We start from the raw sequence: 22,322 nt of genomic DNA, 5'->3' as shown, positions 1-22,322 counted from the left end.
ACCAAAACCTCGTTTCATTTGAAGCGAGGTTTTTTTGTTCACATTTAAAACAAGAGTTTAAAACGTAACCTGAATTTTACCGTACTTTGTATTCCTAAAATAATATAAAATGAAAGCACTTACCTTCTGTACTTTTGGAGATTCTGATGTTTTAGAATATAAAGAAATTCCAAATCCGGAATTAAAAAGCGATGAAATTTTAGTCGAAATGAAAGCTATCGGATTAAATTTTGCCGATGTTTACAGACGAAAAGGAAATTATCATTTAAAAGGAAATCCACCGTTTATTGCCGGTTATGAAGGCGCAGGAATTGTAGTTGAGAACAACAATCATCCCGAATATAAAGTTGGAGATCGCGTGGCTTTCGCCGATGTTCCATTCGCCAATGCAGAATTGGTTGCGGTAAATGTAAATCATGTTTTACCGTTGCCGGAAGCCGTTTCGTTTGAAACCGCAGCTTCAATATTGCTACAAGGTTTAACAGCGCATTATTTAGCAACCGACAGTCATAAAACCCAAAAAGGAGAAACCGTTTTAATTCACGCAGTTGCTGGCGGAGTTGGTCAGATTTTGACTCAAATCAGTAAACTTTTAGGTGCAAATGTTATTGGTTTGACCTCATCTCCAGACAAAGCAAAAGTTGCCTACGAACAAGGCGCAGATCATGTGTTTTTATATAATGAAGATTGGAAATCGGACATTTTTAAAATACTTCCAAAAGGCGTTGATGTTGTTTACGACAGTATCGGAAGTACATTAAAAGAAAGTTTTGAAGTTACCAAAGAATGCGGTCAGGTCGTTTTCTTCGGAATGGCGGGTGGCGATCCTGAATTTGTAGACCCAAGAATGCTGATGGACGGTTCTAAAACGTTAACCGGCGGCGATTTATGGAGTTATTTAAATTCTAAAGAAGAAAGAATTAAAAGAGCCAATCAACTATTTAATTGGATTATCGAAGGGAAAATTAAACTTTCAGAACCCACTTCTTTCAAATTATCAGAAGGAAAATTGGCGCATGATTTTCTTGAAAGCCGAAAAAGTACAGGGAAAATAATTTTGATTCCGTAAGTTTTAAAGCATTTTTCCAAATACTTTCACTACTTATTACGTACTTTTTGTCATCCCGAGGAACGAGGGATCTCCACAAGTAGCTCTACAAAGATTGGCAATTTTAATTATGGAGTTTCTTGCGGAGATCCCTCGTTCCTCGGGATGACAAACAAAGTGGAGACAAAAAATTATTAATTTTACAACTGATTAATTTCAATCTTTGTCAATTCAGATAATTCTAATATTCTTGCAACATCTTTTTTATTTGCCACAAAAAACAAATAATTATCTCCGTGGGTATCGTAAGTCATTAATTCCAGACCTCTTTTTTCTAAAGCCGATTGAATGTACGGAAACAAATCATGACTATACGTTTCTTCCGGATATGCAAAATTTAGCTCTTCGCCAATCATTTCTGAAATGAAATATTCGGCATCTTCTGGATCAAACTTCCAGTCACTGTTCCAGCAATCGATACTTTCAAAAAAATCCCACTGACCCTGAACTATCTCATGATATTCTTTTGCTTCTTTTTTAAAATTCTTCAAAAGCTTTTTTGATTGTTTCTGAACCAATTTTTCCTCTACATTACCTCTTGAAACCAAATTAATGAATTCTTCGAAAGTTCCCTGCGTAACTTCAATATCCTCAGGCAGCAAACCCTCTAGCGATGGCAATGGAATACCTTGAGGTAATTCTATTTTTAAATATTGGCAAATACCCTGCAAAACTTTTTCAAATTCCTTAAATCCAATTGTTTGAATCTCATTTTTAGGATTATTGATATCAATATATTCTGTATCTAAAATTGCTTTTGTATAATCCATAAAAAAATTATGGTTGTACAAAATTCTAAAATCATTAGTTTCTAAACTATTTGTACAACAAAAAAATATGACGAAATTGTGCAAAACGTGTTTTAGGTACTTTTTCATTTCCGGAGTTGGCACCGTATAAAACTGAATGTGTATATAATCGTATTCTAATTCTTCAAGCATTTGCTCTTGGGAAACAGGTCCTATGTTAATCTTTTTATACAATTCATTCAAAACTTCGTAGGCATTTTTAAAACCTGCTTTTTTAATTTCATTTTGCGCTTCTTCATAATCAAACGAAGTTGGAAAAGAGTATAAACTCACAGAAACCTTATCGTGAATTCCTTTCATTTTAAATTCAAATCTATTTTCCTCATTGTATAAATAAGTGTAAATAGCATCAATAACATCAAAAGATACAATTGATTTTGGGTCGTTATTTCGACCAAATAAATTAGAAAAGAAATCTTTCATACTGATATATTATTTTAAAGTTTCAGCAATCATTAAAGCACATTTTTCGCCGTCAATCGCTGCAGAAATAATTCCGCCTGCATACCCTGCTCCTTCTCCACACGGATACAAACCTTTTATTTGCAAATGCTCATAAGTTATTTGATCTCTTGGTATTCTGACTGGCGATGAAGTTCTGCTTTCCGGCGCATGCAAAATCGCTTCATTGGTTAAGTAACCGCGCATCGATTTTCCGAATTCCTTAAAACCTTCACGTAAAATTTGCGATAAAAATCCGGGAAAAACTTGTCCCATTTCTACTGAAGTCGTTCCAGGAACATACGAAGTTTTTGGAATATCTGTTGAAACTTTATTTTGTGTAAAATCGATCATTCGTTGTGCCGGAACTTTTTGGGTTTGCCCCGCCAAATGCCACGCTTTTTGTTCGATACTTTTTTGAAATTCCATTCCGGCCAAAGCGCCAAATTTTTGGAAAGGTTTAAAATCTTCCAATTTTAATTCGATCACGATTCCTGAATTTGCAGTTGCCTGATCTCTTTTTGATGGTGACCAACCGTTTGTAACAACTTCGCCCGGACTTGTAGCACATGGCGCAATTACACCACCTGGACACATACAGAAAGAATACATTCCGCGACCATTCACTTGTTTTACAATTGAGTATGGTGCCGGAGGTAAATGTTCACCACGGTAATCACAACTGTACTGAATGCTGTCAATTAATTCCTGAGAATGTTCGGCACGAACCCCCAAAGCAAAAGGTTTAGCTTCAATAAAAATTTTCTTTTTATCTAATAATTCAAAAATATCACGCGCCGAATGCCCCGTCGCTAATATTAATTTATTCGCAAGAATCTTGTCTCCGTTTTGAGTTACAATTCCTTCGACTTCATTATTTTTCACTAAAATATCCGTTACTCGTGTATCAAACAAAACATGACCACCAAATTCAATGATTTTGTTTCGAATGTCTTCGATAATTTTCGGCAGTTTATTTGTTCCGATGTGCGGATGTGCTTCAACCAAAATATCTTCTGAAGCTCCAAAAGCAACTAAAAGTTCTAAAATTCTGGTAACATCACCTCGCTTTTTAGAACGTGTATATAATTTTCCGTCAGAATAAGTTCCTGCTCCGCCTTCACCAAAACAATAATTAGAATCCTCGTTTACCAAATGATCAACATTGATTGCTTTTAAGTCGCGTCGGCGTCCGCGAACATCTTTTCCACGTTCGATTACAATCGGCTTTAAGCCTAATTCTATTAATTGCAATGCTGCAAAAAGTCCTGCCGGGCCAGCGCCAACAACAATCACTTCCTGAGCCGATGAAACGTCTTTATATATAGGTAGCTCGATTTTAGTTTCCTGAAAAGGTTCCCCCTGCAAATAAATAAGCACTTTCAAGTTGATTTTTATCGCTTTCTGGCGCGCATCTATTGAGCGTTTTAGAATCGAAACGTGTTGAATTTCTTTTGGAGAAACTTTTATTTGTTTAGACAAATAGTCTTTCAGCAACAATTCGTTTGCAGCTATTTCCGGAGTTACCTGAAGTAAAAGTTCTTTTGGCATTGTATCTTATTTATTCTATTAGCTTTTCTATCTATGAAAAGAAGATGCAAAAATACTATTTTGAACTGACTTTATATAATTCGCTAAGATTTTTAAAGGTATTGCTTTGCAAAAACACAAAGTTCGCAAAGCTTTGTGTTGATCTAGCTTTGCGAACTTTGTGTTTTCTATGCGTAAAGTAAAATTAAATCTTAGCACACTTTGTGGTTAATTCTACAGTAAATTTTTAATCTTGCTAAAAAGACTTTGTACCTTTGCACCTCAAAACCTTTGTACCTCAAAAAATAATGTCTAGAAAAATAAAACTGATTTGGGATTTTCGTGGTCCTGCTTCTGCAAAAACAGCCGAACATCATGAAATTCATTTAAAGGAATATATCGCGATAGAAAAACTTCCGTTGAATATTACAGGTTTTAAAATCATCAACGAAATGCAGGCAATTGCTTTTATGGTTGTCACCGATGAAAATATGATTCCTGTAAGAGATGCTTTGAAACCGCATCGTGGGGAAGTATATGTGGAATAAAATTCCAATAAAAAAAAATTCCAAATTCCAATTGCTTCACAGCTTTGAAATTTGGAATTATATTCTTTAAGTCTTTTTTGTTTTGGAATTTGGAATTTTTTTATTGGAATTTCTTCTTTTTAATTAGCAACTTCACTAATAAATTTAATACGCATTAAACGTAATTCATCAATATCATAATCGCCATCGAATTCTTTTAGTGCGTCTTCGATTTTATCAGATTCTGATTCCATGAAATAATCATGAATTTCTTCCTGCTGATCATCGTCGAGCATATCATCAACCCAATATTTGATATTTAATTTGGTTCCTGCATAAACAATTTGCTCCATTTCTTTAATCAGGGCATCCATTGTAAGTCCTTTGGCAGAAGCAATGTCATTTAAGGATAATTTTCGATCTATATTCTGAATGATATATAATTTATTGGCAGAATTTACTCCTGTCGATTTTACTACTAAATCATCCGGACGAATAATGTCATTATCTTCAACATAACGATTAATCAGGGTAACAAAATCTGCACCATACTTTTTGGCTTTTCCTTCGCCAACTCCGTGAATGTTGTATAATTCTATTAAACTAATTGGATATTTTAAAGCCATGTCTTCAAGAGAAGGATCCTGAAAAACAACAAATGGAGGAACTCCAAGTTTTTTGGCTACTTTTTTACGTAGTTCGCGCAACATTCCCATCAAAACTTCATCTGCAGTTCCTGATGATTTTGATGCTGTTACTATTGCTTCGTCTTCAGATTCGCTGTATTCGTGATCTTCAGACATCATAAATGAAACCGGGCTTTTAATAAAATCTAAACCTTCCTGAGTGATTTTAATGATTCCGTAAGTTTCAATATCTTTTGAGAGATAGCCTGTAACTAAAACTTGTCTTAGCAAAGCCATCCAATATTTTTCATCGTGATCTGAACCTGCACCAAAAAACGTCTGCGTATCTGTTTTATGTGCTTTAATTACAGCATTTATTCGGCCAATTAAGGTAAATACAATTTCTTTAGATTTGTAAATATGTTTGGTATCGCGAACAATTTCTAATAATTTAACGACTTGCTCTTTGGCTTCAATTTTATTTTTTGGATTACGAACGTTGTCGTCCATATCTGCACCTTCGCCCGTTTCGCTATCAAATTCTTCACCAAAATAATGGAGTAAAAACTTTCTTCTTGACATTGAGGTTTCGGCATAAGCCACAACTTCCTGCAATAGGGCAAAACCAATTTCTTGTTCAGCAACCGGTTTTCCTGACATGAATTTCTCCAGCTTTTCTACATCTTTATAGGAGTAATAAGCCAGACAATGTCCTTCTCCTCCATCACGACCGGCACGACCCGTTTCCTGATAATAACTTTCTAATGATTTTGGAATATCATGGTGAATTACAAAACGAACATCGGGTTTGTCAATTCCCATTCCAAATGCGATTGTTGCAACTACAACATCTACATCTTCCATCAAAAACATATCCTGATGTTTGGCTCGGGTTTTAGCATCTAAACCTGCATGATACGGCACGGCACTAATTCCGTTAACCTGTAAAACTTCGGCAATCGATTCAACTTTTTTACGGCTCAAACAGTAAATAATTCCTGATTTGCCTTTATGTTGTTTGATGAACCGAATAATATCCGATTCTATATTTTTAGTTTTTGTACGAACTTCGTAATATAAATTAGGTCTGTTAAATGATGCTTTAAAAGTTGTCGCATCAGACATGTCCAGGTTTTTAAGAATATCTTCCTGAACTTTTGGTGTTGCAGTTGCGGTAAGTCCTATAATAGGTACCTGACCTAATTGTTTTATTATATTTTTCAGGTTTCGGTATTCCGGTCTAAAATCATGTCCCCATTCTGATATACAATGTGCTTCATCAATGGCTACAAATGAAATTGTTACACTTTGCAAAAAAGCAACATATTCATCTTTTGTTAAAGATTCCGGAGCCACATACAAAAGTTTGGTCAAACCAGAAGTTATATCTTTTTTTACTTGTGCAATCTCTGTTTTGGTAAGGGAAGAATTCAGTACGTGCGCAATTCCGTTTTCTGAAGAAAGGCTTCGAATAGCATCGACCTGATTTTTCATCAAAGCAATTAAGGGAGAAACAACAATAGCGGTTCCATCCTGAATTAAAGCGGGTAATTGATAACAAAGAGACTTTCCACCACCTGTAGGCATAATTACAAACGTATTCTCTTTACCTAAAATACTTGTAATGACTTGCTCTTGCAAGCCTTTAAATTGGCTAAAGCCGAAATACTTCTTTAATTCCTTGTGTATTTCAATTTCGTTTGAATTCATTCTTTATATTAATGGATATTTTGTATAAATTTGCAACACATAAAGATACAACTTTCTTTTATACATACAAATTTTAAATATCCTGTTTTGATTACAAAGGAAAATATATTGGCGATCGCCAAAAAAACAATACTCTCTGAAAGTGAAGCAATTACAAAGCTAATTGATTTTCTGGACGAAAATTTCTACGAAGCAACCCAACGTATTTACGAAACTAAAGGTCGATTGATCGTTACAGGCATCGGAAAAAGCGCGATCATAGCGCAAAAAATGGTTGCGACTTTTAACTCTACAGGAACACCATCTATGTTTCTGCACGCCTCAGAAGCCATTCACGGCGATTTAGGCATGATTCAGAAAGAAGATATTATTATTTGTATTTCGAAAAGCGGTAATAGTCCGGAAATCAAAGTTTTAGTTCCGTTGTTAAAACGCTTTGGAAATATCCTAATCGCCATTACAGGAAACGTTACTTCATCTTTGGCAAAAGGTTCAGATTATGTTCTCAACACAACTGTTGATATGGAAGCATGTCCTATAAATCTTGCTCCAACAAACAGCACGACAGCCCAACTTGTTATGGGAGATGCTCTCGCAGTTTGTTTGATGGAAATGCGTGATTTCAAGCCCGAAGATTTTGCCGTATATCATCCTGGCGGAGCTTTAGGAAAAAAATTATTGCTTCGTGTAAAAGACATGATTGAACATTCGTTAAAACCAATGGTTACTCCCGATACATCAATTAAAAAAGCTATTTTTGAAATATCAGAAAAAAGATTGGGCGTAACAGCTGTAATCGAAGACAATAAAATTATTGGAATAATTACCGACGGAGACATCCGAAGAATGCTAAATGACGTAGATACTATTGCTGACTTAACTGCAAGAGATATTATGTCAAAAAATCCTAAGTTAGTATCATCAGAAACTATGGCGGTTGATGCGTTAAATATTTTAGAAGATTTTTCGATAACACAGCTTATTGTTGCTGACAATGGCGAGTACAAAGGAGTATTACATTTACATGATATTTTAAAAGAAGGAATCGTATAATGGCAAAAAAAAACCTTGGCGAGATGTCATTTTTAGACCATCTCGAAGAATTAAGATGGTTATTAGTTAGAAGTACAATTGCTATTATGATAATGGCTTTTATCACTTATTTTATTAGTGATTACTTATTTGATCAAATTATTTTAGGCCCAATAAGACCTACTTTTTTTACCTACGTTTGGTTTTGCGACTTATCACATCAATTAGGATTTGCTGACAGTATTTGTATTACTGAATTGAATTTCATTATTCAGAATACAGAAATGGAAGGTCAGGTAAACATTTTTGTATGGATGTGTATTCTGGCGGGTTTCATCTTGAGTTTCCCTTATATTTTATGGGAACTTTGGAAATTTATCAGCCCTGCTCTGTACGAAAAAGAAAGAAAAAATGCGAGAGTATTTATTTTTACTTCTTCTCTTCTATTCTTCTTAGGCGTTATATTTGGATATTTTATTGTTATTCCGATGTCAGTGAATTTCGTTGCGACTTTCTCTGTTAGTGATGTTGTAAAAAATCAATTTACGCTAGATTCTTATATGGGAATGGTAAAAACAAGTGTCCTGGCGAGCGGATTATTTTTTGAATTGCCTATTATCATTTATTTCTTAACCAAATTAGGTTTAGTTACTCCTGAATTTTTAAGAAAATATTGGAAATACGCAGTTATCTTAATCCTGATTATCGCTGCAATTGTAACACCTCCGGATGTTGTGAGCCAAACTATTGTTGCTATACCAATGCTAATTATATACGAAGTTAGTATCCTGATTTCGAGAGTTGTTTATAAAAATAAATTAAAAGAAAATGTCTGATATCATTCAAGAATTTAATGACTATCGTTCTAAAATGAACGAAAAATTATTGGCTGACAACAATAAAATTGTAAAGCGAATTTTTAATCTTGACACTAATGCTTATGCTCCCGGAGCTCTTGATGTAAAAACAAAAGAACTTTTAGGTTTAGTAGCTTCTGCAGTTTTACGTTGCGATGACTGCGTAAAATACCATTTAGAAACCAGCCACAAAGAAGGTGTTACCAAAGAAGAAATGATGGAAGCGATGGGAATTGCAACTCTTGTTGGAGGAACAATTGTTATTCCTCATTTACGCAGAGCTTACGAATTCTGGGAAGCTTTAGAAGAATCTGAAACTAAATAATTGTTAATACGTCTAACTGTTGAATCGTTTATTCGTTTATTTGTAACGACTAAACGATTTATTGATTAAACAATTAAACAGTTAAACGATTAAACTTAAAAAATGAAATTAAGAGCCGATAATTTAATCAAAACTTATAAGGGACGTAGTGTTGTAAAAGGAATTTCTGTTGAAGTAAATCAGGGGGAAATCGTTGGGCTTTTGGGACCTAATGGTGCCGGAAAAACAACTTCATTTTACATGATTGTGGGATTGGTAAAACCAAATTCAGGAAACATTTATCTTGATGATTTGGATATTACAGATTATCCGATGTATAAACGTGCCCAGCAAGGAATTGGTTATTTGGCTCAGGAAGCTTCGGTATTTAGAAAATTAAGTATTGAAGATAATATCCTAAGCGTTTTACAATTGACTAAACTTTCTAAAGAAGAGCAAATTGCCAAAATGGAAAGCTTAATTGAAGAATTTAGTTTAGAACATATTCGTACGAACCGAGGTGATTTACTTTCAGGAGGAGAACGCCGTCGTACTGAAATTGCACGTGCTTTGGCAACTGACCCAAAATTTATTTTATTGGATGAGCCTTTTGCCGGAGTTGACCCGGTTGCGGTTGAAGATATTCAGCGAATTGTTGCTCAGTTAAAAAACAAAAACATCGGAATTTTAATTACCGATCACAACGTTCAGGAAACTCTAGCTATTACCGATAAAACCTATTTAATGTTTGAAGGTGGAATCCTAAAAGCAGGAATTCCGGAAGAATTAGTTGAAGATGAAATGGTTCGCCGTGTTTATCTTGGACAAAACTTCGAACTTCGTAAAAAGAAACTTGAATTCTAAGAGAAGTAATCAGTCATCAGTTTTTTAGTATTCGGTTTTAATTAAAAAATAATCCAAATGAATTCAGAAAAACCAACACAAGAAGATTATAATAACTGGAATAAGGATCCTAAAAATTGGTTTGGGCCTTTTTATTTCAATAAAGAAGACAAAAGGTTCTTTGTTCCAAAAAGAATAAGCTGGATGGGCTTTACCCTTAATTTTGGAAATACAATCGCAGTCCTAACTATTATTACTTTGTTATTTTTTCTATACAGTGTACGTCGATATCAATAAGATTAGTTTCATAGATAGTAAACTAAAAACTATGATAGCAAAAAACTCCAATTGTTACTCAACAGTAATAAATTGCAATTGTTCTAAATCGCCGTTATAAATATTCACATCAACACGATGTTCAACTCCCGGCAATGATGCTTTTTCTGTAAACTGCCAAAAAAGCCAGTCGTCTTCAATTTTTTCTCTGTAGAAATTGTAATTGGCAATCCAAAACAAATATTCTCCAAACTCTTCCTTTAAAAAATCACCGTAATAACTTTCACCTGTATAAATTATAGGGCGAACCTGATAATGCGCTTCGACTTTGGTCAGCCATCTTTTCAAGCCTTTTTTCAAACTGTCTAAAGATTGATTTTTAGGTAACTTTTCAATATCCAAAACTGGTGGCAAATCGCCTTTTTGCAATTTTACTGTTTTGATAAAAAGATTAGCTTGTTTTATAGAATTTTCATTTGGGCGATAATAATGATAAGCGCCACGCATGATTTTATTTTCCTTTGCTCCTTCCCAATTACGTTTAAACTGCTTGTCAACCCGATCATTTCCGGCGGTTGCGCGAATAAAAACAAATTGCACGGGATATTTTTCTTCAAGAATTTCAACGTCATCCCAATCAACTTCTCCCTGAAATTCAGACACATCAATTCCAATCACTTTTCCTTTATGATTTTCCAGGACTTTAATATTTCTTACGTCTGAAAGATGTTTATCTACTTCGTCCTCCTCCAAAACTTTTCCTGATTTAAAACCAAGATAATAAGCTAATCCGGCGCGATAATGATAAATTGTGCCTAGAAAAATTAACAACAAGACAGCATACATAATAAAACGAACTCCTTTACTAAAAATGGATTTTTTAGGTTTCGCTTTAGAATAGGGACTTCTTCTATTAGTGGTTTTTCTTGCCATTCGAATAAAACTACTTTTTCAGAAAAATGTTATTTACGATTGAAAGTAATACGTAAAAAATAATAATTAAAGGAATTGCAATGTATTGAAGTAATACTACCAACACGATAGAAATCAATAAAAATACGACTTGAAGCGCATTGTCTTTTAAATTGAATTTCTTGAATTTTAAAGAAAATAACGGGATTTCAGCATTCAAAATATAAGCACTGCATAACGTGATTACTAATAAAACCCATTGGTTCGTTAAAATCTCTAACATCAATAAAGAATCAGAGAATTTTAAAACTAATGGCAAACTCAAAATAAAAAGCGAATTAGCCGGTGTTGGCAAACCAATAAAAGAATCGGTCTGGCGTGTATCGATATTAAAATTTGCCAGTCTGTAGCAAGATCCCAAAGTTACTATAAATCCTAAAAACGGAATAGCTGGATTTGTTCCTAATTCGTGCGCACTGTTTAGAAACATAGTGTACATAACAAAGCCTGGTGCAACTCCGCTTGTTACCATATCTGCCAAAGAATCTAATTGTAAACCAAGCGGACTTGAAACTTTAAATAATCGGGCGAAAAAACCATCAAAAAAATCAAAAAAGATTCCTAAACAAACAAAATAAAAAGCCATTTCGTAGTTTGAGGAATCTCCAGTTTCAATAGCTTTAGAAACAAAAACAACTGCGATGCAACCACAAAAAAGATTAATTAACGTAATTAGATTTGGAATGTGCTTTTTGATATTCATGATTTATTTTTGATAAATGGTAAGCGACAAATTTAACATAATAACTCTATGTAAATTGTGTTTTTTAAAGAGTTTTTTATCTAAAATCAACGCTTTCGTAATATTTCTCGAAAGGAAGAAATTAGATGAGTAAAATATTATATTTTTGATGAAAATTAAAACAGACTTCGGTTTGCAAAAAAATATCCTTTGAAGAAACTTTTTGGGCTTTTATTATTTTGGATTTGCACTACACAATATGCACAAACTGTTCGAAAATATTCGAATGAGTTTATGAATATTGGTGTTGATGCTGCAGCATTAGGAATGTCGAGTGCTGTGGTTGCTTCTACAGATGATGTAAATGCTGTTTATTGGAATCCGGCGGGTTTAACCCATCTTGAAGATCATCAAATTTCGTTAATGCATGCCAATTATTTTGCAAATATTGCACAATACGATTACATAGGATATGCAAGTCCGATTGATGAAAGAAGCGCTTGGGGAATTTCGATGATTCGTTTTGGTGTTGATGATATTTTAGATACAACGGAATTAATCGACAATCAGGGAAATATTGATTATAACCGAATAAGCTTATTTTCAACAGCTGACTATGGTTTTACTTTTTCATACGCAAGAAAATTACCTGTTGAAGGATTTCAATATGGTGTAAATGCGAAGGTGATTCGAAGAATTATCGGGAAATTTGCCAACTCATGGGGATTTGGTTTTGATTTCGGACTTCAGTTTGAACGAAACGACTGGAAATTCGGTTTGATGCTTCGCGATATTACAACGACATATAACGTTTGGAATATTGATGAAGAGGAATATGCAAAAATTGCAAATGCGATTCCGGGAGAAAATACAGAACTGCCTGAAAGCACCGAAATTACTTTACCAAAAGCACAATTGGGTGTTTCAAAAAAGTTTGAATTTCATGATGATTACAGTCTTTTAGTAGCTACAAATCTCAATATGCGTTTTGAGCAGACTAATGATATTATTTCATCAAAAGTAGTAAGTATAGATCCTGCGATAGGCTTTGAAGGTGGTTATACTGACTTGGTTTTTTTAAGAGCCGGTGTAGGGAATTTTCAAAATGTAACGCAGTTAGACAATAGTGAAAAAGTAAATTTTCAACCTAATATTGGGTTAGGTTTTAAATATAAAGGCATTCAGGTCGACTATGCTTTAACCGATTTAGGAAACCAAAGTACCGCCTTATATTCGAATATTTTTTCGTTGAAAGTAGATTTAGGTATCTTTAGATAATAATTATAAACCTTATAGAACTTCTTAAAATTTTAAAATCATGAAAAAAGTCAATTTCAAAAAAACACTTTTGAATTTATTATTGTTACTAAGTTTTAGTATTGGTTTAGCACAAAATATTCCACTGTCAAATAATGCAAAAATAAGCATTATTACTTGTGGTCTGGGTAATGAAACTTATTCTTACTTCGGTCATACCGCCATTAGAGTTGCTGATCCCGTTAATAATATTGATGTGGTTTATAATTATGGGGCATTTGATTTTAGAACACCCAATTTCGTAGCAAAATTTACTAAAGGAGATTTACAATATTTTGTAATTACACATTCTTTTACTGAATTTACAGATGAATATAATACAGAGAAAAGAAGTGTTTTTGAGCAGGAATTACTTATTCCGCAAGACGTAAAACAAAAACTTTTTGACAAGTTAAATGCTACTTTACTTTCTGAAAATCGTTATTACACTTATAAATTTATTGATAAAAACTGCACTTCGATGGTGGTTGATATTGTTAATTCGGTTTTAAATGAAAATGTAATTGTAAAAAAAGGAGATACTGATATAACGTACCGCTCTATTTTATATCCTTATTTTGATGGTCATTTTTACGAAAAATTGGGAACGAGTATTATTTTCGGAACAAAAGTAGATCAGTTAGGAACCAAAATATTTTTGCCTTTCGAATTAAAAAATAGTTTAGATAAAACTACGTATCAAAATCATCCTTTAGCAGCAAAAAGTAAAACTATTTTGAGTTTTGAGAAAGAGACACCAACTTCATGGTGGAATAATATTTATTCCTATTTAATTATTCTTGCCTTCGTAGTTTTGGCACATCATAAAACGGTTGACAAAATCTATCTTTTGATTTTATCTTTTATGGGAATATTTTTTGTTTCTGTTGGATTTTATTCTTTTCATCAGGAATTATCCATGAACTACAACATCCTTTTATTTAGTCCACTTCTGTTGGTTTTGATTTTTTTCTCAATCGCAAAAAACAAAAGATGGACGTATAGATTTGCTGTTTTACATTTACTTTTCCTGATTGTCTACAGTATATTTATGATTGATAAAGCACACTTTCTTATTGTTTTACCAATGATAATTACGAGTGGTTTTGTTCTGGTCAGAGTTGATATTCGAAACAAAAAACGTATTCCGATTATTATCTAAAAACTATTGTCCTCGATAAAATACAATCGTTGTAATGGTTTTGAAAGTAATGCTTAAATCCAGAAAAACGCTTCGATGCTTGATGTAATACAAATCATATTGCAGCTTTATCAAACTCTCTTCTATCGATTCTCCGTAAGAATAATTAACCTGTGCCCAACCTGTCAAACCAGGTTTCACAACATGTCTTGTTTCATAAAACGGCATTATTTTAGCAATTTCATCAACAAAAAATGGTCGTTCAGGTCTTGGGCCTATTACAGCCATATCTCCTATTAAAACATTAAAAAACTGTGGTAATTCATCAATTCTGGCTTTACGCATGAATTTACCAAGTGGTGTAATACGCTTATCGTTTGATGTTGCAAATGTGGCTCCGTTTGCTTCGGAGTTTTCAACCATAGTTCTAAACTTATAGATTTTAAACGGAATTCCGTTCTTGCCTATTCGTTCTTGTGTATAAAACAAACTTCCTTTGTTTCCTATCAAATTTCCAATATAAAGAAAAGGAATAATAACAAAACAAATAAGCAACCCAAGACAAGAAAAAATTAGTTCAATAAAACGAACTAATAATAAATACAACCTATTATTATTGCTTCTGCTAAAAGGAAAAAAACGGTAAAAATCTCTGGCAATATATTGAACAGGAATTCGCTGCGTTTTACTTTCGTATACTTGTGTGTACTCTCTGATAACATTTCCTGATTCTAATAAATGAAGCAATTGCTGGTATAATTCTGCCGTAATTCCATCAGTGTTTTGAGAAGCAATTACAATTTCTGCAATATCATTACTTACAACGAAACTCCTTAGTTTTTCCTTTTTGATTTCTTTTACATAATGAAAATCGATCTCTTTTTCGCAAACAGAATCTGAGTTTACGTAACCGATTATTTTGTAATGAGGGTCAACATTTTCAAGTCCTAAAACCAATTCTTCGACCTGGCTTTTATCGCATATCAAAACTACATTCTGAACAAAACGATGCGAGGCTAAAAAATAAAAATATAAATATCTCCAGGATAATAATGCGAAAAGAATGGCAAAATAAAAGATTACAATTGCAATTCTGTTTTTTGGAAGTTCGGGTGATAAAACCGGGGTCAGCAAATAAACAAACACAGTTGTAGTTGCGGTAAAAACAGTGCTTTTAGTCGTTTGCACCTGATTACTGGCTACTTGCAAATTGTACATTTCAAATATAGAACCAAAAATGAATATGTAGGATATTAATACAACTTCCCAGTAATAATTTTCGATAGAGAACTTAAAATATTGGAAATTTGAAATCTGGCTCAAAATATAGAGCGTAATCAGGACAAAGAAAGCGTCAAAGATATGAAGTAGTACTTTTCTTTCCGATATCTCGAAATGAATTTTCTTTTTTGTAAACATTGGTTATTTGGTTTTGTTTGGGGCTAAAACTTGAACAAATGTATCACAAAAAAAATAATATAACCGATCTAATTTTCAGGTTTTTTTGGAATTTTAACCTGAACCGAAAGTAGTGTCAAAGCATAAACGAATGCGGGCGCTGCCGTACGCATAGATGCATGATTAATCGTAAACAGCCAAAAGACATAAAAAGATAAAATATATAAATGTTGTTTATTGTTGATATAAAGGACAAGCGGGGTTATAAATAATAAAATAAGCCCTAAAATACCAAAAATCCCATGTTCACTTAACATACGGGTTATTTCGTTATGAGAGGCGACATCTGTACCAAAAGTCTGTTTTCTAAATTGTTTTCCCATTCCGGCTCCTACTCCCATAATAGGATTATCAAGAAAAAGTTTTATTTCAGAATCCATAATTTCCTCACGTCCTCCTAAGTTGTCTTTTTTAATCCTTCCTTTAGCATCTTTATTAGCGTAACGTTTATCAATAAGTCCTCCGGTTTGTATTGATGTATACGTCCAGATTCCGGCACCCATTAATCCGGTTAATACAAAAATAAGGGCAAATTTGCTTCTCCCTTTTGCATTAGAAAAATAATACAGTAAAAACAACAGGCAAACAATCATTACGATTCCCGTAATAATACCACCTCTTGAAAAAGTTACAATACCACGGTAACTAACAAATATTAATAAAATCGCGTTTAGAATTGTTTCTTTTTTAGTTTTTGAAAATAACAGAAATTGTGTAAAAAAAATAAAAATCCCTAATCCTAAAACAGTAGAAACCTGATTTGGACCAAATCCTCCCGAAGTTTCAAAATTAGACTGTGTTCCGGTTACAACGTCTTTTACACTCGGATTGTATAAAAATAAATACACTGTAGTAGTTAAAATAGGCATTCCTATCGCTACTAAAATGGTTTGAAGATTATCAAAATCAATCTTTCTCTTAAACATATAAATAGAACAAATGGCTAAGCAAACCGGACCGGAGAGGTTAAAAAATAAAGATTTTTTAACATCGCCATTATAATCTATCTCTCTAAAAGTCATTAATATTCCGGGAACTAATAAAATAAGGAAAAACCAATAGATATATGCACTGGAAGAAAAATTACTGTATCCCATTCCTAAAAGCATAAAGAATATAATATTAAACTTTATATATTCGTTATTAAAATTACCTCCTGTCATTCTAATAAAAACCTCAGCACCAACTAAATAGGCAGCAACCCAAAGCACTTCATTATTTTTATTTTTTGAATTATAAACGATATAAAAACCAACAAGAGGAATTAAAATCGCATATAATTTTGACAAAAAAGGAGCAACAAAAACTACTAAAGCAATTAATGAGTGAATAATTACAATAAGAGTATATGATAATGTTTTATTTTTCATCAATATTTATAGTGATTTTTTTCGGAACAAAATTAGTGAAAGAATGCAACCATAAAACATAATCCTTTATAATTGATTTTTGACTATAATTTAATTCAACGAAGCTATTCAATTTTAAACCCATTTCTACTCTGTAATTTTTGTTTTCAATTAATTTTGAGATTGATTCTGAAAACTGATTCAGGTTATTAGATTCAACTACCAATCCTTCTTTCTCTGAAATAATTACTTTTGAGATCTCTCCTACGTTCGTAGCAACAACAGGCAATTTATGCAATCCATATTCTAATACTGCCAATGGAAGTCCTTCTGATAATGAAGGCAATACCGCAATATCAGCTTGTTTTAATGCAGAGGCAACATTATCAGTCGTACCGTAAAAAAAAACAGTTTTGTCCAGCTTTAAATCTAATATCAGTTTTTTGATTTTTTTTGCATAATCGTCTTCAAAGTCTTTTCCGAATAAATGAAAAGTCCATTCTTTATGTTCTTGTCTAATTATATTAGCGGCTTCAATGAGTAATGTATGATTTTTTTGCGGCCGTAAATTTGCTACACAAATAATTCTTTTCCCTTCTATTCCCTGCAAAATTACTTCTGAATCTGAATGAGATGAATTATCGATGAAATTTGGAAAATAAATCACATTTGAACAATGCAAATACGATTCTGACCAATTTTTTAAGGCCGAATTTACCGCAATAGTTCCTATAAAAAAGAAAGAACCAAACTTTAATCCTATATTTTTTCTGGCAGATAAATCAGAAGAAATTCCGTAATGATCATGCCAGATAATTTTTATTGCAGGTAGAATCAGCTTCACTAAAACTGCAATAAAAAAAGACGAACTATGAGCGTGAATTACCTCAACCTTATTTGTAACTAAGTAACTTCTTAAACAAAATATAGCCCGAAAATCTATACTTTTCTTTCTCTGTAAAAACAGATATGAAACTTTTGAATCGATCTGATTTTTCAAAATCCCTTCTTTTCGAGTTGCAATTAAACCAGAAAAAGATATTTCTTCCGCTAAAGCGTTGGCATAATTAACTGCCATTCGTTCAGCTCCTCCAGCTTCTAAAGAGTCTATGATTTGTACAATTCTCATCTTACTAATAACTTCTTAATTTCAGCTTCAAAAAAATCTTTGGTATATTTTTGAGACCATTCAGCAGCTAATTGACTTTTAACCAAAAAGTTGTTTTCGTCTTCTAGTATTTCCTTGATTTGACTTATATCTTTTTCTAAATTCATTTCGATTAAAATACCTCTTTTACCATAATCAAGCATAAAAGGAACGCATGAAACTTTTGTTGCTACAGGAACACATCCCCAAAACATTGCTTCGGCAATGGCTTTTGGCCAACCTTCGCTTTTTGAAGGCAATACGGCAAAATGACTTGTTTGGTAGGCTTTTTTTATTGTTTCTTTGTCTTGATTACCATGCAGAAAGACATTGTTTTCTAATTGATTTTCTTTTATATAATGTTCCAGAGTCTTTTTTTCGGTTCCTTCTCCATATAAATTGAGAACTACTTTTTCTCCTTTTTTAGTTAATTCTTCAATTAGTTTTACGGCGTACAAAGGATCTTTACCTGTAACTAAACTTCCCACGAAAATAAATTGTATACCATTCTCGAATCCTGTTTTTTGAAAAGTCTCCTTTTCAGATTCCGAATATGTTGCCGTAAAAAAGGATTTTATATTTTTTGATTGATTTTGCCAATTTCCATAAACCAAAACCTGCATGTTTTTGGTTAGAAAAGTATTGTTTAAAATTCGTTTTTGTAATTTATATGCCCAAGGTTGCTGACTATTCGGATCCCAGTTTCCCGCATATTTAGCCGTTTTAATTTTTTTTGGAAAAAAAATCTGGGCAATACAACCAATCAAAGCTATATTTCCCGGACAGCGTAAATGAATATGATCTGCGTTTTTCATGGCTTTCAGCAAAACTGCAAAGTTATATATGCTTTGAAATAACGCTTTAAAAATATTTTTAACTGAATTAAGATTGGAATCAATTACTTCATAATGTTTAACAAAATGAAATGGTATTTTGGTAATTAAAAGTCCTCTGTCTGTTGGCCAAACCGGGCATGCAAATGTAATTTCATCAGCGAATTTTTCTAAAATAATCAATTCATTTACATACGGGCTGTATGCAAAGACACTATTATCGCGATAAATGAGAGGTGCAGTCGAAACAATTAATAACTTCATTAGATATATCCTTTTGAGCCTTTTTGAGATATGAGTATTGCCGGAACACCTAAAATGACAGCGTTGTCCGGAAATGAATCTTTTACCAGAGAACAAGCCCCAATTACAACATTATCGCCTAATTGAATTTTCCCTGCAAGAACGCTATTGGCTCCAACATATACATCATTTCCTAAAATTGGTGTACCTCTATTTTCTTTAATACCGGAAACGCCAATGGTTACTCCCTGCGAAATATTGCAATTATCTCCAATTACTGCATTCGAATTTATAATAATTCCGCCAAAATGACCAATATAAAATGAATGACCTATTTTTACCGAAGACGGAATTGAAATTCCGGTTATAATTTCAATCCATTTTTGCCATAAAAGCGCTAAAAATAAAAGGGGAAATCTAAAAAGCTTCCAGTTTACATTTTTGTAAATGCAATGTGCAAATCTGTATTGAAAAATGGCCCAGAAGCCTTGCGTAAAAAAAACAATAGCAAAAAAATGGCTGTCATATTTTTTGTACTTAATATAATCTGACTTAATGAGTTGAAATAAATTCATAGTTAGTTACAATACTTCTAAAATTAGATTGGTTTTGGTTTGTTAAATATTAAGCTCCACCAGCCCATTGTTCTCCCTAAACCCTCCATAAAGGCTGCTTTTTTATCTTTCTCTGTAAATGTATTACTAAATCTTATTAATGCGAGCACTATTATAATAGCATTCCATTTGAAACGGGCTTTAAAATTTGGGTTAGGATTTTTTATTCGCCAAACGTACCAGCCGTTTCTTACGACCATTTTACCATATTGATATTGGTTTGGTCTTCCTGATGGCGCATGATAGTGAGACAATTTAACTTTTGTGTTTATTACATTTTTACCAAACTGCAACGCTCTCAAACTAAAATCAGCATCTTCATACAAGCCGTAACCTTCAAAAAATTTAGAAAAATTAATTTTATCAAATACAGTTTTTCTAAACGACATCGACATTCCAATCAGTAAATCTACTTCATAAAATTTTCCTGTCATCGGAAATCCACAAGTTCTTCCGTTTGAATAGTCCGGCATTTTTCCCGGACCTAGATTAGATTCAAGTGCCAAAAAGTTCCTTACAACATTTCGCAAACCTTCTTTATAATAATAACCTTCAAACAGATAATATTTGTTTTTGTTATACGAAACATTTTCTTCCTGAGGTTTCCATTTATATTCATTAATAGCCACACCTCCTACTCCGGAAATATCTTTATTATCTTCAAATGTTTTTATTGTTTCAGAAAAATAATCTGGTTCTAAAACGGTATCATCATCTAGAAAACAAACAATTTCTGAGTCAACTGCTACCTTAGAAATCCCGAAATTTCTTTGTTTTGTGAGTCCTCTATGTTGTTTAGAAACTAGAAAATAGTCCAGATTTCTAAATGCCTTATTGTTTAAAACAGTTTCTGTTTCGTGATTTGATGAACCATCAATAATTAGAATCTCATCGGGATACAATGTTTGATTTTGAACCGATTGCAATAAATTCAGCAAAGAGTCCGGACGCATATAAGTACAAATAATTAACGAAAATTTCATTTTTTATTTTTTAATTCGTTAGCCCAATACATACTTTGTTTCCATTGTTTTTTAAAAGTTGACAAGTATAAAAAAGGATTTTTAATAGCCTGAGCTTTGTAAAACTTAAAAAACAACACCGTTTTGTATCCCTCAATTTGCTGTTTACTCAAATTCAATATTTTATACAACATTACCGTTGGAGATGGCTTAGGTTGAACTGGATCATTTTGCCATGCCAAAACCGGCTTAGTTCTAAAACCTCCCATTGGCGCTTTCAAATGTAAAATTTCAGGCTTAGGTGCATAAAGTACATCATGCCCTGAATTTCTTAATTGCATTCCAAAATCGGTATCTTCTCCGTAACCAAATTCAAAACCCGGGTTGTATGAAATGTTTTTTATATTTTCTGATTTTACAATGCTACAACCGGAACCAAAACTTCCCCATTGTGCTTTTTGTTTTAACTTTGTATTTTGAGGATAGTTTGGTGCATAACATCCAAATGTAATTTGTTCAGCACCGTCTTTTTCTATCACACTAAAAGCCTCTTCTAAAAAAAGGCTCTCAAGTCGTATATCATCATCGGCCATAAAAACCCATTCACTTTTTACTTCGGCCATAGCCAAATTACGTGCATTGCAGGCTCCCGGCTGGTGCGTAAAAATATGCTTTATAGTAAAAGGCCAGGATTCAGTAGTAATATAATCCAAATCTGAAACCTTTTCCAAATCTGGATTTTGTTCTACAATAATAACATTTTTAGGTAAGTAGGTTTGTAGAGACAGGTCTAACAAAACATCTTTCAAATATTCTCTTCTGCCAATTGTTGGTATCAGAATATCTATAGTTCCTGATTCAATTACTTTTTTTTCAGATTTTATTCTAATTTCATCAAATACATTCTTTTTCAGCTTTCTTTTAAAATAAAAAAGACTGGAAATAAAAGGCAGTAAGGCCATTTTTCTTTCATACAAAAACAAGTTCAGTAGCAATAGAAATATCCAGCGCGTTTTGTAGTGCTGTTTTACAAATCGAAATAAGACAAATGTATTGCTGGTTTGATTTTGAGTTATATTTGGGAAACCTATTATTAATTTTGGTTCAGAGTAACACAGAAGACCTTCTGACATAGCTAATTTCGATATCGAATTTAGAAAATAGTCAAAATTTTTGGTTTCAATGAAGGCTGTTTTTAAAGCAATTAGAACTGAAGCATGAATTCCTCCAACATAACTACTCATTTGCCATGTAGGATAGGTAACTTCTTTATTGATTTTTATAAAAGGTGACTCTTCGATATAGCCAATCCCTTCTGGCAAAAATGGATTTTGAAAAGGGTTAAATGAAGCCATTATTTTGTTGTGATGAAAAATATCCGGAAATTTAGAAATATTCAGATTTGATTTTGCATCTATACAACTCCAAATTATTAGTTCATTTGGATATTCTTCGGCAATTTTAAATACCATTTTAGGAATGCTTGTTTGCAAAAAAACAATGCTTTCCCTATCGCGCTCAACTGCAATAACTTTATTATTTTGATGATAAATAACAATCAC

The 22,322-nt window shown here is 32.9% G+C and carries 21 protein-coding genes; 9 read left to right on the top strand and 12 right to left on the bottom strand.

Annotated features, from left to right (window positions below; all coding sequences use genetic code 11):
- Nucleotides 1–109 precede the first annotated feature (109 nt).
- Nucleotides 110–1,069, top strand: a complete 960-nt coding sequence (locus EV143_RS10270; protein WP_133507846.1) for a quinone oxidoreductase family protein — start codon at nucleotides 110–112, stop codon at nucleotides 1,067–1,069.
- 179 nt (nucleotides 1,070–1,248) lie between these two features.
- Here EV143_RS10270 and EV143_RS10265 read toward each other — a convergent pair whose 3' ends face one another.
- Together EV143_RS10265 and EV143_RS10260 are read right to left on the bottom strand one after the other, a co-directional pair.
- A complete protein-coding gene (locus EV143_RS10265; protein ID WP_133507845.1) occupies nucleotides 1,249–2,340 on the bottom strand; it encodes a DUF6630 family protein in 1,092 nt (363 codons plus the stop codon).
- 9 nt (nucleotides 2,341–2,349) lie between these two features.
- Nucleotides 2,350–3,909, bottom strand: a complete 1,560-nt coding sequence (locus EV143_RS10260) for an NAD(P)/FAD-dependent oxidoreductase (RefSeq protein ID WP_133507844.1) — start codon at nucleotides 3,907–3,909, stop codon at nucleotides 2,350–2,352.
- A gap of 287 nt (nucleotides 3,910–4,196) precedes the next feature.
- Between EV143_RS10260 and EV143_RS10255 the strand changes: the two genes are divergently transcribed.
- Nucleotides 4,197–4,436 carry a hypothetical protein gene (locus tag EV143_RS10255; protein ID WP_133507843.1) on the top strand — a complete coding sequence of 80 codons (240 nt, stop codon included), beginning with the start codon at nucleotides 4,197–4,199 and terminating at the stop codon, nucleotides 4,434–4,436.
- Between the two features lie 119 nt (nucleotides 4,437–4,555).
- On the opposite strand, the gene recQ is transcribed toward EV143_RS10255, so the two are convergent.
- Nucleotides 4,556–6,751: a DNA helicase RecQ gene (gene recQ, locus EV143_RS10250; protein WP_133507842.1), complete on the bottom strand. Its 2,196-nt coding sequence runs from the start codon at nucleotides 6,749–6,751 to the stop codon at nucleotides 4,556–4,558.
- A gap of 87 nt (nucleotides 6,752–6,838) precedes the next feature.
- Between recQ and EV143_RS10245 the strand changes: the two genes are divergently transcribed.
- The 5 genes from EV143_RS10245 to EV143_RS10225 all read left to right on the top strand — a co-directional run bounded on the left by EV143_RS10245 (nucleotide 6,839) and on the right by EV143_RS10225 (nucleotide 10,084).
- On the top strand, nucleotides 6,839–7,804 hold the full coding sequence (locus tag EV143_RS10245; protein ID WP_166638135.1) for a KpsF/GutQ family sugar-phosphate isomerase: 966 nt from the start codon (nucleotides 6,839–6,841) through the stop codon (nucleotides 7,802–7,804).
- Nucleotides 7,804–8,619 (top strand): twin-arginine translocase subunit TatC, encoded by an 816-nt coding sequence (gene tatC / locus EV143_RS10240; RefSeq protein WP_133507841.1) that lies wholly within the window; start codon nucleotides 7,804–7,806, stop codon nucleotides 8,617–8,619. The genes EV143_RS10245 and tatC overlap by 1 nt, the downstream gene beginning before the upstream one ends.
- Nucleotides 8,612–8,965 carry a carboxymuconolactone decarboxylase family protein gene (locus EV143_RS10235; RefSeq protein ID WP_059114200.1) on the top strand — a complete coding sequence of 118 codons (354 nt, stop codon included), beginning with the start codon at nucleotides 8,612–8,614 and terminating at the stop codon, nucleotides 8,963–8,965. The genes tatC and EV143_RS10235 overlap by 8 nt, the downstream gene beginning before the upstream one ends.
- A 102-nt stretch (nucleotides 8,966–9,067) precedes the next feature.
- The gene (gene lptB / locus EV143_RS10230) at nucleotides 9,068–9,808 is read left to right on the top strand and encodes an LPS export ABC transporter ATP-binding protein (protein ID WP_056255108.1); all 741 of its coding nucleotides are present in this window, start codon (nucleotides 9,068–9,070) and stop codon (nucleotides 9,806–9,808) included.
- Between the two features lie 57 nt (nucleotides 9,809–9,865).
- Nucleotides 9,866–10,084, top strand: coding sequence for a DUF5808 domain-containing protein (locus EV143_RS10225; RefSeq protein WP_133507840.1), 219 nt, complete (start codon nucleotides 9,866–9,868; stop codon nucleotides 10,082–10,084).
- Nucleotides 10,085–10,138: 54 nt separating this feature from the next.
- Here EV143_RS10225 and EV143_RS10220 read toward each other — a convergent pair whose 3' ends face one another.
- Together EV143_RS10220 and EV143_RS10215 are read right to left on the bottom strand one after the other, a co-directional pair.
- Nucleotides 10,139–10,996: a glycoside hydrolase family 25 protein gene (locus tag EV143_RS10220; protein ID WP_133507839.1), complete on the bottom strand. Its 858-nt coding sequence runs from the start codon at nucleotides 10,994–10,996 to the stop codon at nucleotides 10,139–10,141.
- Nucleotides 10,997–11,006: 10 nt separating this feature from the next.
- A complete protein-coding gene (locus tag EV143_RS10215) occupies nucleotides 11,007–11,738 on the bottom strand; it encodes a CDP-alcohol phosphatidyltransferase family protein (protein ID WP_133507838.1) in 732 nt (243 codons plus the stop codon).
- Nucleotides 11,739–11,927: 189 nt separating this feature from the next.
- Here EV143_RS10215 and EV143_RS10210 point away from each other — a divergent pair, with 189 nt between their 5' ends.
- Nucleotides 11,928–12,995: a putative type IX sorting system protein PorV2 gene (locus EV143_RS10210; protein ID WP_243739837.1), complete on the top strand. Its 1,068-nt coding sequence runs from the start codon at nucleotides 11,928–11,930 to the stop codon at nucleotides 12,993–12,995.
- Between the two features lie 40 nt (nucleotides 12,996–13,035).
- Nucleotides 13,036–14,175, top strand: a complete 1,140-nt coding sequence (locus tag EV143_RS10205) for a lipoprotein N-acyltransferase Lnb domain-containing protein (protein WP_133507837.1) — start codon at nucleotides 13,036–13,038, stop codon at nucleotides 14,173–14,175.
- A gap of 3 nt (nucleotides 14,176–14,178) precedes the next feature.
- On the opposite strand, the gene EV143_RS10200 is transcribed toward EV143_RS10205, so the two are convergent.
- From EV143_RS10200 to EV143_RS10170, 7 genes are all read right to left on the bottom strand, one after another.
- Entirely contained in the window at nucleotides 14,179–15,573 is a 1,395-nt protein-coding gene (locus tag EV143_RS10200) for an exopolysaccharide biosynthesis polyprenyl glycosylphosphotransferase (RefSeq protein WP_133507836.1), read from the bottom strand.
- A 68-nt stretch (nucleotides 15,574–15,641) separates the two neighbouring features.
- A complete protein-coding gene (locus tag EV143_RS10195) occupies nucleotides 15,642–16,982 on the bottom strand; it encodes an O-antigen ligase family protein (RefSeq protein ID WP_133507835.1) in 1,341 nt (446 codons plus the stop codon).
- Nucleotides 16,972–18,090: a glycosyltransferase gene (locus tag EV143_RS10190; protein WP_133507834.1), complete on the bottom strand. Its 1,119-nt coding sequence runs from the start codon at nucleotides 18,088–18,090 to the stop codon at nucleotides 16,972–16,974. Before EV143_RS10190 ends, EV143_RS10195 begins: the two co-directional genes overlap by 11 nt.
- Nucleotides 18,087–19,205 (bottom strand): glycosyltransferase, encoded by a 1,119-nt coding sequence (locus EV143_RS10185; RefSeq protein WP_133507833.1) that lies wholly within the window; start codon nucleotides 19,203–19,205, stop codon nucleotides 18,087–18,089. The genes EV143_RS10190 and EV143_RS10185 overlap by 4 nt, the downstream gene beginning before the upstream one ends.
- Nucleotides 19,205–19,759, bottom strand: coding sequence for a serine O-acetyltransferase (locus EV143_RS10180; RefSeq protein WP_133507832.1), 555 nt, complete (start codon nucleotides 19,757–19,759; stop codon nucleotides 19,205–19,207). Before EV143_RS10180 ends, EV143_RS10185 begins: the two co-directional genes overlap by 1 nt.
- A 23-nt stretch (nucleotides 19,760–19,782) precedes the next feature.
- Nucleotides 19,783–20,781 (bottom strand): glycosyltransferase family 2 protein, encoded by a 999-nt coding sequence (locus tag EV143_RS10175; protein ID WP_133507831.1) that lies wholly within the window; start codon nucleotides 20,779–20,781, stop codon nucleotides 19,783–19,785.
- Nucleotides 20,778–22,232, bottom strand: coding sequence for a glycosyltransferase family 2 protein (locus tag EV143_RS10170; protein ID WP_243739836.1), 1,455 nt, complete (start codon nucleotides 22,230–22,232; stop codon nucleotides 20,778–20,780). Before EV143_RS10170 ends, EV143_RS10175 begins: the two co-directional genes overlap by 4 nt.
- Between the last annotated feature and the right edge of the window lie 90 nt (nucleotides 22,233–22,322).

It is taken from the genome of Flavobacterium chryseum, assembly GCF_004362015.1.
Classification (GTDB): domain Bacteria; phylum Bacteroidota; class Bacteroidia; order Flavobacteriales; family Flavobacteriaceae; genus Flavobacterium.
Note: the sequence above shows the minus strand (reverse complement) of the source record. Positions and strands in the feature narration are given on the sequence as shown.